The sequence below is a fragment of the Yersinia sp. 22-579 genome (genome assembly GCF_030433455.1).
Classification (GTDB): domain Bacteria; phylum Pseudomonadota; class Gammaproteobacteria; order Enterobacterales; family Enterobacteriaceae; genus Yersinia; species Yersinia enterocolitica.
On sequence record NZ_JAUJTZ010000009.1, the window covers coordinates 119,732 to 132,866 of the forward strand.

Below are 13,135 nucleotides of genomic sequence, written 5' to 3' on the forward strand. Positions count from 1 at the left end.
GGTTAGCCCAGTTGTCCGTTTGCCAAATGCTTAACGCGGCGCTTCACTTCTTCTTGTTTGCCGGCGTTAAATGGCCGTGCATCCGGGCTACCCAAATAGCCACATACCCGACGGGTGACTGACACTTTTGATGGCTCATGATTACCACATTTCGGGCAGGTGAAGCCCTTGCTGGTACAGGAGAATTCGCCGGTAAAACCGCACTCGTAGCATTCATCAATGGGTGTGTTGGTGCCGTAATATGGCACTCGGCTGTAGCTGTAATCCCAGACATCTTCCAGCGCTCTGAGGTTATGCTGCAAGTTAGGGTATTCGCCGTAACAGATGAAACCGCCATTAGCCAATGGAGGATAAGGTGCTTCGAAGTCCAGTTTGTCGTAAGGATTAACTTTCTTTTCAACATCCAGATGGAAGCTGTTGGTGTAATAGCCTTTGTCGGTGACACCTTCTACCACGCCAAATTCTGCGGTATCCAGGCGGCAGAAGCGGTCACACAGGTTTTCGCTCGGCGTGCTGTACAGGCTAAAGGCGTAGCCAGTTTCTTCTTTCCAGCTATCCGTTGCTTGTCTCATGCGCTCAACGATAGCCACGCCTTTTGCACGTAACTTTTCGTCGTCAAAGACATGGGATTGATTGCCAAACAGAGCATTAACCGTTTCATGAATACCAATAAAGCCCAGCGAGATAGATGCGCGGCCATTTTTGAAGATTTCAGAGATATTGTCATCCGCTTGCAAGCGCACACCACAAGCCCCTTCCATATACAGGATAGGTGCCACGCGGGCTTTGATCCCTTCGAGTCGGGCAATACGAGTCATCAAAGCTTTCTTGGCTAACAGCAGGCGCTCATCCAGCAGCCGCCAGAATTTCTCTTCATCGCCTTGGGCTTCCAATGCAATACGTGGCAGGTTAAGGCTGATAACCCCCAGATTGTTACGGCCATCGTGGATCTGTTTGCCATCTTCTTCATAGACGCCGAGGAAGCTGCGGCAGCCCATCGGTGTTTTGAAAGAACCAGTAACTTTAACCACTTGATCGTAATTGAGAATATCTGGATACATGCGCTTGGTGGCACACTCCAGTGCTAACTGTTTGATATCGTAGTTAGCATCGCCAAATTTATGGTTAAGGCCATCGCGGATAGCAAACACCAGTTTCGGGAACACCGCGGTTTTACGGTTTTTGCCCAAACCAGCAATGCGATTACGCAGAATCGCCTGCTGAATCATGCGCGATTCCCAGCTGGTACCCAGCCCAAAGCCGAAGGTGACAAACGGAGTCTGACCATTGGCGGTATGCAGGGTATTCACTTCATATTCCAGTGACTGGAAAGCGTCATAACACTCTTTTTCGGTGCGTGACATGGCATAACCGGCGGCATCAGGGATCTGCCACTCTTCAGCGACCCGCTTGTGTTTATTGAAACTTTCGGTGACAAACGGGGCCAGAATTTCATCGATGCGGTTAATGGTTGTGCCGCCATAGATATGGCTGGCAACCTGCGCGATAATCTGCGCGGTCACTGCGGTAGCAGTAGAAATGGATTTTGGCGGTTCGATTTCCGCATTACCCATTTTAAAACCTTGAGTCAGCATGCCATCGAGGTCAATCAACATGCAGTTGAACATCGGGAAGAATGGCGCGTAATCCAGATCGTGATAATGAATTTCACCACGTTCATGAGCCAAGACCACGTCTCGCGGCAAAATATGTTGTTTGGCGTAGTGTTTCGCGACAATACCGGCCAGCAGATCACGCTGAGTCGGGATGACTTTGCTGTCTTTATTCGCATTTTCGTTCAGCAGAGCTTTGTTACTTTGTTCTACCAAACCCCGGATTTCCTGATTCAGGCGACCACGCAGTTCACGCGAGATATCCCGGTCATGGCGATACTCAATATAGGCTCGGGCGAGCTGCTTGTATTGACCGGCCATCAGTTGGTTTTCTACCGCAGTTTGGATATCGCGGATATCAACTTTCGGCTGGTTCTCCATCGTCTGAGCGACCACACGGGCAACAGTTGCACAATAATCCGCGTCTACTACGCCAACCGCCAAGGCTGCACGCTCGACCGCTTCCTTGATTCGTACCTCATCAAAAGGTACCTGACAACCGTCCCGTTTAATCACTACTGTTTTCACAATGTCGCTCCTGTATCCTGCCGCGTAGGATTAGCCCCAAAACAATCTTATCCACAAGGCAAACCGCAGCACATAAGGGCTGCGAGGGGGTGTGGATGGTTTTGTGGATAACTACTACATATAGATGTCTTAATTCCTATAGACACTATATATGGGTAATGGCAGAAGTGACAGTCAACATAATTGACCTAGAACAAGGAAATCAGCTTTAGGTTTATTCCCTGTTCAGTGCATCACAAAATGGACATTTTTATGCCACTTTTTTTGCACAAAATAGTATGGGTTAGCGCTTCATTGGGCGGAAATGTTCCAGTAAAAAATCGACCCAAACGCGCACCCGCGGGGGTAAATCGGCAGAGGCATAATAGAGCCATAATGGCACCGGTGCAGGCCAGTTATGGGCTAGCACGGGCACCAAACTGCCGTCTGCAAAATGGGGTTCAGCATGCCATTGTGCGATATAGGTTATTCCCATATCGGCCAACGCCGCATTCATTAATACTTCGGGTTGTGAAATGACCAAACGGCCCGACAACTCGAAAGATTGCACCTCATTATTGTGTTGCAACAGCCATTTGACTATTCGTCCAGTTGATGGATTGCGGTGTAGTAAACACTGATGCTGATAGAGATGCTGCGGATTGCTGGGGGTGCCATAGCGCGCCAGATAAGCGGGGCTGGCCGCCAACACCATTTGCATTGGGTAAAACTGGCGTGCAATCAAGCGACTATCAGGATCAATGTGAGTACCGATCCCCACATCAAACCCTTCTCCGACCAAATTAACCACTCTGGCTTCCAGCGAGAGATCTAAATCAATCAGCGGGTAGCGCGCCATAAACACAGGAATCAGCGGCATTAATAGTTGGCGGCCAAAACCGGGGATCAAACTGACTCGAACCGTGCCGCTGGGATGTTGTTCATCGTTACGTGCGGTGTCCAGAGTGTGTGATAGCGCCTGCCAAAGCGGAGCAACCCGCGCTAATAAAGCCTTACCTTCATCAGTTAGCACCACACTATGGGTATTGCGTTGAAACAGACGCAGCGCCAGTTTTTCTTCTAATACGCGGACATTTTTACTGACAGCGGCAGGAGTTACCCCTAATTGACGGGCCGCGACAGAAAAATTCTCATTTTGGGCGGCGCTTAGGAAGGCGGGTAATAAGCGATGAATATCGGAAGGTAGCGACATTGGTTGATACCTTAGGTTGAAATTAATGTGACTGATTGCAGCCTACACCGGCAGCGCTGAAAATGAAAAGATAGTGTCATTAAACCTGTTGGAGAAACTGTTATGCCACGTATTTTAGTGTTGACTGCCCACCGTAAGCCGGATGAATCCCGTATCAACCATCAGTTAATAGAAGCCATTCGTCCACTACCGAATGTTACCGTGCATGAGCTGATTCGTGAGTATCCGGATTTTCAAATTGATGTCGCTCGCGAGCAAGAATTATTGGAATCACATGATGTGATAGTGATGATGTTTCCATTTTACTGGTATAGCTCGCCGGCCATTTTAAGTGAATGGCAGGATGCGGTGTTAACTTACGGCTTTGCTTATGGCAGTAGTGGGGACAAATTGCGTGGTAAGCCATTGCAATTGGTGGTGTCGACTGGCGGCAATGAGCAGGCCTACAGCCCACAGGGCTATAATCGTTACCCGGCGCTGGATTTGTTATTGCCCTTCCACGCGATGGCCAATATGACGGGTATGGATTTCCTCCCACCCTATTTAGTGCAAGGGGCCAATGCGATGGAGGAGGAGACTTTAGAGCGCTATGTTCAAGGTGTGGTGGGAGTGATGAAGGGTTTTTAGTTGATATGATTGTGCGGGTACAAATTTAGTATAAATTTGATATTTAACTGTGCGGGTGATAGCTTGCTTAGAGTATGAAAGATCATTGAAGGAGCAACCTATATGGCAACGACTATGTCCCAAAAAGCGGCGCGAGAAGGGCTAGGCTCTCCCGAACTTTTTGACGGTGGCGTTTTCGTCACAAAAAATGGTGTCGCTGAGCTGTTTGTCCAACCCGCAGCAGAAAGGGAGGCGGAGATTAGGGAACGTAATCTTGAGCGCCAATCAAATGCTTTGCTGAAGCTGGTTATGTTGGCTAAACAGGATATTAAAAACCAGCAAGGCATGTCGCCGGAAGAAACGCTAAGGAAGCTGCGCGCTGCGCGCAAGTAATAATATTGAGGTTAGGAATGCCCCAAATAATTATATCACCAGCAGCAGAATGGACTCTTCAGGATATCGAATCCTTTAAAAGCGCTACTATGGGGCCGGTTAAGGCTGGGGAGTTCGTTGATAATTTATTGATATCATCAATAACAGCGATCAGTGAAGATCCGGTCCGCTATCGTTTTAACTCAATGTTATCAGATAGCGGTGTGCAATTGCGTGAGCGGCTGGATCCCGGCAGTGAGTACCGCGTCATCTATGACTATGATGGTCAAACTGTGGAAATACTGGCTTTTGTCAGTATGAAACAAGATTTAGAACGGCTTCTCTACCGCTACCTAATGTTTCGATAGTATTCAGTACTCGGTTTTGCCGGGTACTGAACGGCCTTTGTTGTCCTATAAAGTGCTACCCCATAAAATGTTCCGCCAACTCAAGATCCCGCCGCGTAAACTCTCTCACAATTTTCCCACTCTCCATCATGGCTGCACGCTCGGACATATGTGCCACCACATCACTGTCATGGCTGACCAACAAATAGGTCATACCGTGTTCGCGTTTCAAATGATTGAGTAGATTGAGGATTTCCGCTTGCACTGACATATCTAATGCTGAGGTTGGTTCATCCAACAGCAGCAGTTTTGGTCGCAATAGCAGGGCGCGGGCAATGGCAATGCGCTGGCGCTGGCCACCGGAAAATTGATGCGGATAGCGCTGTGCCGCAGACGCCGGCAAGCCCACTTGTTCTAAAGCTTGGTCAATACGTTGTTGGATGTTTTGCTCACCGTGAATCTTTAGCGGCTCACCCAGTGTGCGCTGAATATTATGTTGTGGGTGCAGTGACGCATAAGGGTCTTGGAATACCATCTGCACATCTTTACGCAATTGGCCGATGAAACGTTGCCCTGGTTGTAATGGTTGGCCCAGCAAGGTTATCTCGCCTTGCCACTCCCGCTGTAAACCGGCCAAAGTACGTAATACGGTCGATTTACCGCAGCCAGATGCCCCAATCAGGCTGAATGTTTCACCTGCTTCAACCGCAAAACTGACCGACTCAACCGCTGTTTTTAGCTGATTCTTTTGGGCAAAGCTGACTTGTAGATTTTTGACTTCAATCAGTGCCACGGGAACCTCCAGAGAAATCAGCGCTGCGATCTAATACCGGCAGATCCGTGCCATAGGTACTGGCATTCGGGCGGCAAGCCCACAAGGTATGGGTATAAGGATGAGTCGAATGGGGCAGGTCAGCCGCCGCGCCTTGATCCACCAGTTTCCCCTGATACATCACCAACACGCGATGGCAATGCTCGGCGACTAACGGCAGATCGTGGCTAATCAACAACAAACTCATATTGCGCTGCTCAGTCTGTTCGACAATCAACTCCAGTATTTGATTACGCAATTTGGCGTCCAATGCGGAGGTTGGCTCATCGGCAATTAATACCCGTGGGTTATTCACTAAAGCAATAGCTAACATGGCCCGTTGGCCCATACCGCCAGAAAGTTGGCCGGGATAACTGTGCCAGGCACTTTCATTGAGTCCGACCGAGGCTAGCGCATTCAATACCCGCTCGCGGGTATCCGCGCGGGAAAGCGTATTATGTAGCAGCAGGGATTCTTCAATTTGTTTCCCCACGGTGCGTACCGGATTCAGCGCATAGCGTGGATCTTGCAGCACCATAGCCATTTCGCTGCCACGTAATGCGCCCCATTGTTTCGGTTTCAACTGCAATAGGTCGTGTTCGATAACCTGACCTGAATTGCCCTGTTGATCGGTGCTATCAGCATAATAACTGAGCTTTTTAGCACTGACTTTGCCCGGAGCACGAACTAATCCCATCAATGCTCTGGCGGTAATGGATTTGCCCGAACCGGACTCACCCACCAGTGCCACCCGTTCGCGGCCGAGATGGAATGAAATATTATCCACCACTCGCTGCTGCTGGAAATCGACACAGAGATTGTCGATGGCAAAAATTTTATCAGTCATGGTGAGGGTCCAAAATATCGCGCAGGCCATCGCCTAACAGATTAAATGCCATGCTGCTCAGTAAGATAGCGCAGCCCGGAATGGCGGCAATCCACCATTGGTCAAAGATAACCTGCATGCCATCCGCGACCATGGAACCCCATTCTGACATGGGCGGGCGTGCCCCTAACCCGAGGAAGCCAAGACCTGCCGCAGCCAGGATAATACCCGCTAAATCCAATGCCAGGCGCACCACCGCTGAAGGAAGGCACATAGGGAGAATATGACCCCACAGTAACCGCAACCCTTTGATTCCCATCATCTCAGCGGCTGCCAGATAATCACTTTTACGTAATAACTGAATCTCAGCTCTGGCCTGACGGGCATAGGCCGGCCAAGTGGTTAGGGCCAATGCCAGCGCGCCGTTAATTAATCCGGGGCCAAGCATGGCAACAAAAGCAAAAGCCAGAATCAGCCGTGGCATCGACATCACCACATCGGTAACGCGCATCAGAATACGTTCGAGCCAGCCGCCGTAATAACCAGAAAGCACCCCGACCAGTAAGCCGAGCGGCAAGGTTATGACGGTAACCAGCAGTACCAATCCCAAGGTAGGGCGCGTGCCGTAAATCAGACGCGACAGCATATCGCGGCCATAACTGTCAGTTCCCAGCCAGTGAACTGCGCCCGGAGGTAGCAACCGGTCGGCTGCGTTTTGCCAGTTGGGATCAAATGGTGCCAGCCACGGGGCGAAAATCGCGATGAACACCAGTGAGGAGAGAATAAACAGCCCAATGCTGGTGGAGGGGGAACGCTTTAGCGTGTGGCAGATTTTTGTTATCGGTATCGACATATCAGCGCGTTCTCGGATCCAGCAAGCGGACCAGCAGATCCGTCACATTGTTAATCAAAATAAAGCACATACCGAGCAACAGTGTTCCGCCCATAATGGCCGTGGTGTCTCCGGCAAACAGCGCGCTGGTCAGATAACGGCCAATGCCCGGCCAGGCAAAAACGGTCTCGGTGAGTACCGCGCCTTCCAACATGCTGGTATAGGCCAGAGCAATCACTGTCAGTAAGGTGCCACGGATATTCGGCAGCACATGCGTCAATAAAATCCGCATCTCACCCGCGCCTTTGGCTCTTGCCAGCGTGATGTACTCTTTATTCAGTTCACTCAGGCAAGCTGAACGTGTCAGGCGAGTAATGCTGGCAAGCGCGTAATAAGACAGCAGGGAAACCGGTAAGATCAAATGAGCCAGAGCATTACTAAAGGCACCAGCATCACCTGAGCGCCAAGTATCGATCAGGGCAAAACCGGTTTTCGCTTCCACGGTATATTGATAAATATCATCAAGACGGCCGGGGCCGGGGCTCCATTGCAGGCGAGCATAAAATAGCAATAGCATCAGCAGGCCAAGCCAGAAGATAGGAACCGAATTCCCCAGCAATGTGATAAAGCGGATAGTGGCATCCAGTTTGCTACCCGCCCAGCGCGCGCACAATAAGCCGAGGATAACTCCCAGTGCTGCGCCAATGACTAGCGATAATGTTGCCAGTTCCAATGAGGCAGGGAAAACGGTCAGTAGATCTTGTAATACCGGCTGACCGCTGGCGCTGGCGACACCCAGATCCCCATGAGCCAGCCGCTCCAGATAATGCCAGAACTGAACCGGTAAAGGTTTATCCAACCCAAGTTGTTGTTTAACTTGCTGATAAGTAGCCTCACTGGCGTGGTCGCCCACGATTTGCAGCACCCTGTCCACCGGCGACAACGCCGACAGGAAAAAGGTGATAACCAGTAGACCGAATAAGGTTAGGGCCAGGGTAAATAATCCCTGTAAAAACCCCCAAAGACGACGCCGGGATAGGGTTCCCGGCGTTTGATTTAGTGCGACAGACATCGACTAGCAACCTACCTATATTTCATAAAACTTTATTGATAGATCAGCGCTACTTGCTGACACGGTCATAATAGACCATATCTGCATTCAGACCTTGTTGATAGCCTTTTACATTATCTCGTAGCACAACTTGTGCTTTGGCTTGATCAATAAAGATATAAGGCGAGTTCTTTTGCAGCTCTTCCTGTAACTGAGTGTAGAGCGCGGTGCGCTTGGCCGGGTCAGCCTCGGCGACTGCCGCCAATGTTTGTTTATTCAGCTCAGGAATAACCCAGCCGTTTAAACCGGCAACAGTACTGCTCTTACCGTCATTATAGGCAAAGGCGCTGGCATTTGAGTGTGCATCGAAGTAGTCCGGGATCCACAAACGGATAGCTGACTGATGCTGTTTGGCACGCACGCGGCCATATACCTGGCTACCTGCAGCTGGCAATAACACCAATTTCACGCCACCTTGGGCAAAGCTGGCTTGCAGCGACTGAGCAATTGTAATGAATGGCGGTTTGTTTTCCACATCCAGAGTCAGCGTGGCATCTTTAATACCGGCTTTGGTCAGAATTTCTTTAGCTTTAGCAGGATCAAAGGTGAAAGGATTACTTTCCAGCGCACCCGGTAAACCCACTGGCAGGAAGCTTTGATGTACAAAATACTGGCCTTTCAGCAAATCTTTGGTAATTCCCTGATAATCAACCAAATAGCGGGCGGCTTGCCAGAATTCTGGTTTGCTCAACAGCGGATTGGCCTGATTGGCCGTATTAAAGACCAAATAGTTTTGTTCGGCAGACGGGATTTCGACAACTTTAATCCCTGCCTGGGTTTTCAGCGCCGCAGTTTGGTCTGGCCCTAACTCACGCGCGATATCAGCATCACCTTGCTGGATCAGCAGGCGACGAGCACTTGGATCGGGAACATTTTTAATAATGATATTTTTAATCAGAGGCTTATCGCCAGGTGATGTCGGATTGGCATCCAGTACAATGGCCTGATGCGGTTGATAAACACGCATTTTGAATGGACCGCTACCGGCTGAATGCATTTTCAACCAAGCATTACCATAGTCGCCATCTTTCACATTAGCGGTCACCGCTTTTTTATCAACAATTGAGGCAATGGGGGTTGATAAAATATTCAGCGCAACTGCGGGACTGACATCTGCACTCCAGCTCAGTTGTACGGTGTTGTTATCAATTTTCTTCAAATGTTGATCGATATTACTCGCATCCCAGCCCAAGACATTCAGGATAAAGGCCGGTGAACGGTTCATTTTGACTGCGCGATTAAAGGAATAAATTACGTCATCAGCTTGCACCGGATTGCCAGAGGCAAATACTGCCTGCGGACGTAATTTTACCGTAAGGGTTTTTGCCGCAGCATCGCCTTGCCAGCTTTGTGCAAGAACGGGTTCTATTTTTGCCGGATTATCACGATCGGCTTGCACCAGCCGCTGATAAAGACTTGGGACGGTCTGAATACTGGATAGCTCATTACTTTCAGCCGGATCAAGGCTAACGATATCATCCAGGGATTGCACCACAACCAGAGTATCTGGCGGCGTTGCTGCCAGTGCACTGCCGGATAGTGCTGTCAAAACCAACAGTGACAGAATTTTAGCTTTCATTGAGACTCCCTGAAATGGATTAAACCATCGTGTTTTTAAAATATAGCGGGTGTAGTAACACCAATGGGAAATTATTGTTTTTTCGACTATTTCATCGCAGTTTCTCACGATAATGGCTTTGCCGTCTGTGGTCAAAGTCTCAACAGTTATTTGTTATAACAATTAGTGATAAAGAAATATTGTAAAAATGTAATGATTCTGCGGCGATTTAATTCTGGTGGTAGAAACCCATGTAAGCAACACCACAGACTGTTTCGGCATAAATAAATGTTAGAGACTTCCCACTAAAGATAGAATGAAATGGTTATAATGGAACATCATTTCATTTTACTTATATGAAGGGAAAACCATGATCACCGGAAACATCCATCATTTGGAATTATTGCCTTATCTGCCTGCGCAATTAAAAGAAGCTATTGAATATGTGAAAAGTCACATCACAGCAGAAACGCCATTGGGTAAGCATGATATTGATGGCAATAACCTGTTCGTATTGATTTCCAATGACAGCACTGACTATCTGGAAAACCGCCGTGCGGAATATCACGCTAAATATCTGGATATTCAGATAGTCCTGGCGGGTGTTGAGGGGATGACTTTCAGTAACTTACCTGCTGGCAAACCCGATACCGACTGGTTGGCAGACAAAGATATTGCTTTCTTACCAGCAGGAGTTGATGAGAAGCAGTTTGTCATGCAAACCGGTGATTTTGTGGTGTTCTACCCAGGAGAAGTGCATAAACCATTATGTGCAGTAGGCGAACCGGCTAATGTGCGTAAGGCAGTAGTTAAGTTGGCGGTAAAATAAGCTATTTCACTTGCCAGCTTGAGCTTCGGGCAGTGCTCGCCGCCGTCACATACTCCGTGTATGCTCCGTCGGCTGCGCGCTGTCCGCACTCAATCTGCCTGCGCCAATAACGCTTATTGATTAGGTGTGAAAATAATTAAAAGCCAACACATTAAATGGTCGGCCTTTATTTTTATGCTGTTCCCAGAGTGGCAACCATCACGGCTTTGATGGTGTGCAGGCGGTTTTCGGCCTGATCAAACACAATGCTGTGAGCCGATTCAAATACTTCGTCGGTCACTTCCATGCCCCCCGGTAAGTCATAAAGTTCCGCCATTTGTTTGCCGACGGTAGTTTGGTCATCGTGGAACGCGGGCAAGCAATGCAGGAATTTAACCTGTGGGTTGCCGGTCAGTTTCACCACATCCATATTGACCTGATAGGGCTTGAGCAATGCAACCCGCTCCTGCCAGACTTCTTTCGGTTCGCCCATCGAAACCCATACATCGGTATACAAGAAATCAGCCCCTTTGACGCCTTCGGCAATATCTTCGGTCAAGGTAATTTTACCGCCGGTCTTTTTAGCCTGCGCCTGACAATCGGCGACTAATTCGGCCTCCGGCCAGCAGGCTTTTGGCGCGACCAGGCGTAAATCCATCCCTACCAAAGCGGCCGCTTCTAATAGGGTATTACCCATGTTGTTACGAGCATCGCCAAGATAGGCAAATTTCATTTCACTCAATGGCTTACCCGGCAAGTGCTCCTGCATAGTCAGTAAGTCGGCCAGTAACTGGGTTGGATGGAATTCATTGGTCAGGCCATTCCATACCGGCACGCCGGCAAATTCAGCCAACGTTTCAACCACCTTTTGGCCGTGACCACGATATTGGATACCGTCATACATCCGGCCTAATACTCTGGCGGTATCTTTAATTGATTCTTTATGCCCTATTTGACTTCCGCCTGGGCCGAGATAAGTCACCCGCGCACCTTGATCATATGCGGCAACTTCGAAAGAGCATCGAGTACGGGTCGAGTCTTTTTCGAAGATGAGCGCGATATTCTTACCTACCAATCTTTGTTTCTCACAGCCGGATTTCTTGGCTTGCTTCAGATCAGCTGCCAACTCTAGCAGGGCTGTAATCTCGGCGGGGGTAAAGTCCAGTAACCTTAGAAAGTGACGTTTATAGAACTGACTCATGGTGTTCATCTTTTGCATCCTGAATAGTCCAATTGAATTTAAATTCAATTTATACGTATAAATATTCAATTACAACCCCAATCAATAAATCTTTCTCGTTTGTAGTGGAGGCAACAGCGTGGGTGTGGGAAAATAGCGCCATACTAAGCCCATTGACTGAGGATAAAGGCATGGCAAACCGCGAAATGCTAGACGAACAACGTGACGAGACCCGCCTGATCATCGAAGAACTTCTGGATGATGGCAGCGATCCGGATGCGCTCTACACTATTGAACACCACCTTTCAGCCGAGAAATTCGAAGTGCTGGAAAAGGCTGCTGTTGAAGCATTCAAGCTGGGTTATGAAGTGACAGATGCTGAAGAGCTGGAAGTCGAAGATGGCTCAGTGGTGATGTGTTGTGATGTGATCAGCGAAGTTGCGCTGAATGCTGAAATTATTGATGCGCAGGTTGAACAGCTGATTGCACTGGCTGAAAACTGTGGCGTGAATTATGACGGTTGGGGCACTTACTATGAAGATCCTAACGCAGAAGATGATGAAGACGGCGAGTTCGACGACGAAGAGTTAGTGGACGAAGACGACGACGGTAAGCGCCACTAGATTCCTCTTCGTACTTGAAGCTGTAGATTGTTTGCTAATACTATCAGGGCGCTTGAGGCGCCCTCAGACTGCAGATGAAGGGGAATCGTGCCGTTGGGGTCGTAGTCGTGTAAGCGACCGGAGCGCCCTGAGGTGCGGTCAACCCTTCACTCACAGCACTATAAAAGTGCTGTCAATAACCTCAGGATGCAATGCACTCTGAATAATCATAATGTTTTCAGCATAGTCACTTCGCAATCCACATGACCGGTATTTCCCATTGGGCCATTGATATGCTCAAAACCTAATCTTTCATATAAGCCTACGGCACTGGTCAAACTAGCCGTGGTTTCCAGATAACAGCGGTTGAAGCCCTGTTGACGGGCAAACTCCAGCGCTTGTAACGCCAACTGCTTAGCCAACCCTTTACCACGCAATATCGGCAGGAAATACATTTTCTGCAATTCACACAGAGACGCTTCACCACCCGACAAAGGTGCCACGCCACCGCCGCCCGCAATATTTCCGTCGACTTCAATTACCCAGTAAGCGCTACGTGGCTGGCTGTACAGCTCATATAAGTGATCCAAATTGGGATCAGACACGGTATAGCCTTTATCGGCAGTCAGGCCGAATTCAGCCGAAACTTCCCGAATGACATTAGCGATAGCGAGGTTGTCTGCTACGGTGATAGGGCGTACCAGCAGGCGGATAGGTGTGGCTGTGGTCATACTCTTTAAACCTAAAGG

The 13,135-nt window shown here is 49.0% G+C and carries 14 protein-coding genes; 5 read left to right on the top strand and 9 right to left on the bottom strand.

What is annotated here, in order from left to right; genetic code table 11:
* Window positions 1-2 precede the first annotated feature (2 nt).
* Window positions 3-2,141: an anaerobic ribonucleoside-triphosphate reductase gene (gene nrdD, locus QSV56_RS12715; protein WP_019080657.1), complete on the bottom strand. Its 2,139-nt coding sequence runs from the start codon at window positions 2,139-2,141 to the stop codon at window positions 3-5.
* Between the two features lie 283 nt (window positions 2,142-2,424).
* Entirely contained in the window at window positions 2,425-3,333 is a 909-nt protein-coding gene (locus QSV56_RS12720; protein ID WP_046051682.1) for a LysR family transcriptional regulator, read from the bottom strand.
* Between the two features lie 102 nt (window positions 3,334-3,435).
* On the opposite strand from QSV56_RS12720, the gene QSV56_RS12725 reads away from it, so the two are divergent.
* The 3 genes from QSV56_RS12725 (at window position 3,436) to QSV56_RS12735 (ending at window position 4,679) form a co-directional block, all read left to right on the top strand.
* Window positions 3,436-3,960: an NAD(P)H-dependent oxidoreductase gene (locus QSV56_RS12725; RefSeq protein WP_019080655.1), complete on the top strand. Its 525-nt coding sequence runs from the start codon at window positions 3,436-3,438 to the stop codon at window positions 3,958-3,960.
* Window positions 3,961-4,062: 102 nt separating this feature from the next.
* Window positions 4,063-4,332 carry a hypothetical protein gene (locus tag QSV56_RS12730; protein WP_046051680.1) on the top strand — a complete coding sequence of 90 codons (270 nt, stop codon included), beginning with the start codon at window positions 4,063-4,065 and terminating at the stop codon, window positions 4,330-4,332.
* A 17-nt stretch (window positions 4,333-4,349) separates the two neighbouring features.
* The gene (locus tag QSV56_RS12735; protein WP_026017979.1) at window positions 4,350-4,679 is read left to right on the top strand and encodes a type II toxin-antitoxin system RelE/ParE family toxin; all 330 of its coding nucleotides are present in this window, start codon (window positions 4,350-4,352) and stop codon (window positions 4,677-4,679) included.
* A 55-nt stretch (window positions 4,680-4,734) separates the two neighbouring features.
* On the opposite strand, the gene QSV56_RS12740 is transcribed toward QSV56_RS12735, so the two are convergent.
* The 5 genes from QSV56_RS12740 to QSV56_RS12760 are packed head-to-tail and all read right to left on the bottom strand — an operon-like array spanning window position 4,735 to window position 9,817.
* Window positions 4,735-5,451: an ABC transporter ATP-binding protein gene (locus tag QSV56_RS12740; RefSeq protein ID WP_019084219.1), complete on the bottom strand. Its 717-nt coding sequence runs from the start codon at window positions 5,449-5,451 to the stop codon at window positions 4,735-4,737.
* Window positions 5,438-6,316 carry an ABC transporter ATP-binding protein gene (locus QSV56_RS12745; RefSeq protein ID WP_046051677.1) on the bottom strand — a complete coding sequence of 293 codons (879 nt, stop codon included), beginning with the start codon at window positions 6,314-6,316 and terminating at the stop codon, window positions 5,438-5,440. Before QSV56_RS12745 ends, QSV56_RS12740 begins: the two co-directional genes overlap by 14 nt.
* Window positions 6,309-7,142 (bottom strand): ABC transporter permease, encoded by an 834-nt coding sequence (locus QSV56_RS12750; RefSeq protein WP_026017978.1) that lies wholly within the window; start codon window positions 7,140-7,142, stop codon window positions 6,309-6,311. The genes QSV56_RS12745 and QSV56_RS12750 overlap by 8 nt, the downstream gene beginning before the upstream one ends.
* Before the next feature lie 7 nt (window positions 7,143-7,149).
* A complete protein-coding gene (locus QSV56_RS12755; RefSeq protein ID WP_005156165.1) occupies window positions 7,150-8,199 on the bottom strand; it encodes an ABC transporter permease in 1,050 nt (349 codons plus the stop codon).
* A gap of 49 nt (window positions 8,200-8,248) precedes the next feature.
* On the bottom strand, window positions 8,249-9,817 hold the full coding sequence (locus tag QSV56_RS12760) for an ABC transporter substrate-binding protein (RefSeq protein ID WP_019080649.1): 1,569 nt from the start codon (window positions 9,815-9,817) through the stop codon (window positions 8,249-8,251).
* A gap of 349 nt (window positions 9,818-10,166) precedes the next feature.
* Between QSV56_RS12760 and QSV56_RS12765 the strand changes: the two genes are divergently transcribed.
* Entirely contained in the window at window positions 10,167-10,625 is a 459-nt protein-coding gene (locus tag QSV56_RS12765) for a YhcH/YjgK/YiaL family protein (RefSeq protein WP_050875469.1), read from the top strand.
* Window positions 10,626-10,797: 172 nt separating this feature from the next.
* On the opposite strand, the gene argF is transcribed toward QSV56_RS12765, so the two are convergent.
* A complete protein-coding gene (gene argF, locus QSV56_RS12770; protein ID WP_301212660.1) occupies window positions 10,798-11,805 on the bottom strand; it encodes an ornithine carbamoyltransferase in 1,008 nt (335 codons plus the stop codon).
* Window positions 11,806-11,975: 170 nt separating this feature from the next.
* Between argF and rraB the strand changes: the two genes are divergently transcribed.
* Window positions 11,976-12,407, top strand: coding sequence for a ribonuclease E inhibitor RraB (rraB, locus tag QSV56_RS12775; RefSeq protein WP_026018335.1), 432 nt, complete (start codon window positions 11,976-11,978; stop codon window positions 12,405-12,407).
* Window positions 12,408-12,613: 206 nt separating this feature from the next.
* Here rraB and QSV56_RS12780 read toward each other — a convergent pair whose 3' ends face one another.
* Window positions 12,614-13,117: a GNAT family N-acetyltransferase gene (locus tag QSV56_RS12780; protein WP_019080645.1), complete on the bottom strand. Its 504-nt coding sequence runs from the start codon at window positions 13,115-13,117 to the stop codon at window positions 12,614-12,616.
* Window positions 13,118-13,135 lie beyond the last annotated feature (18 nt).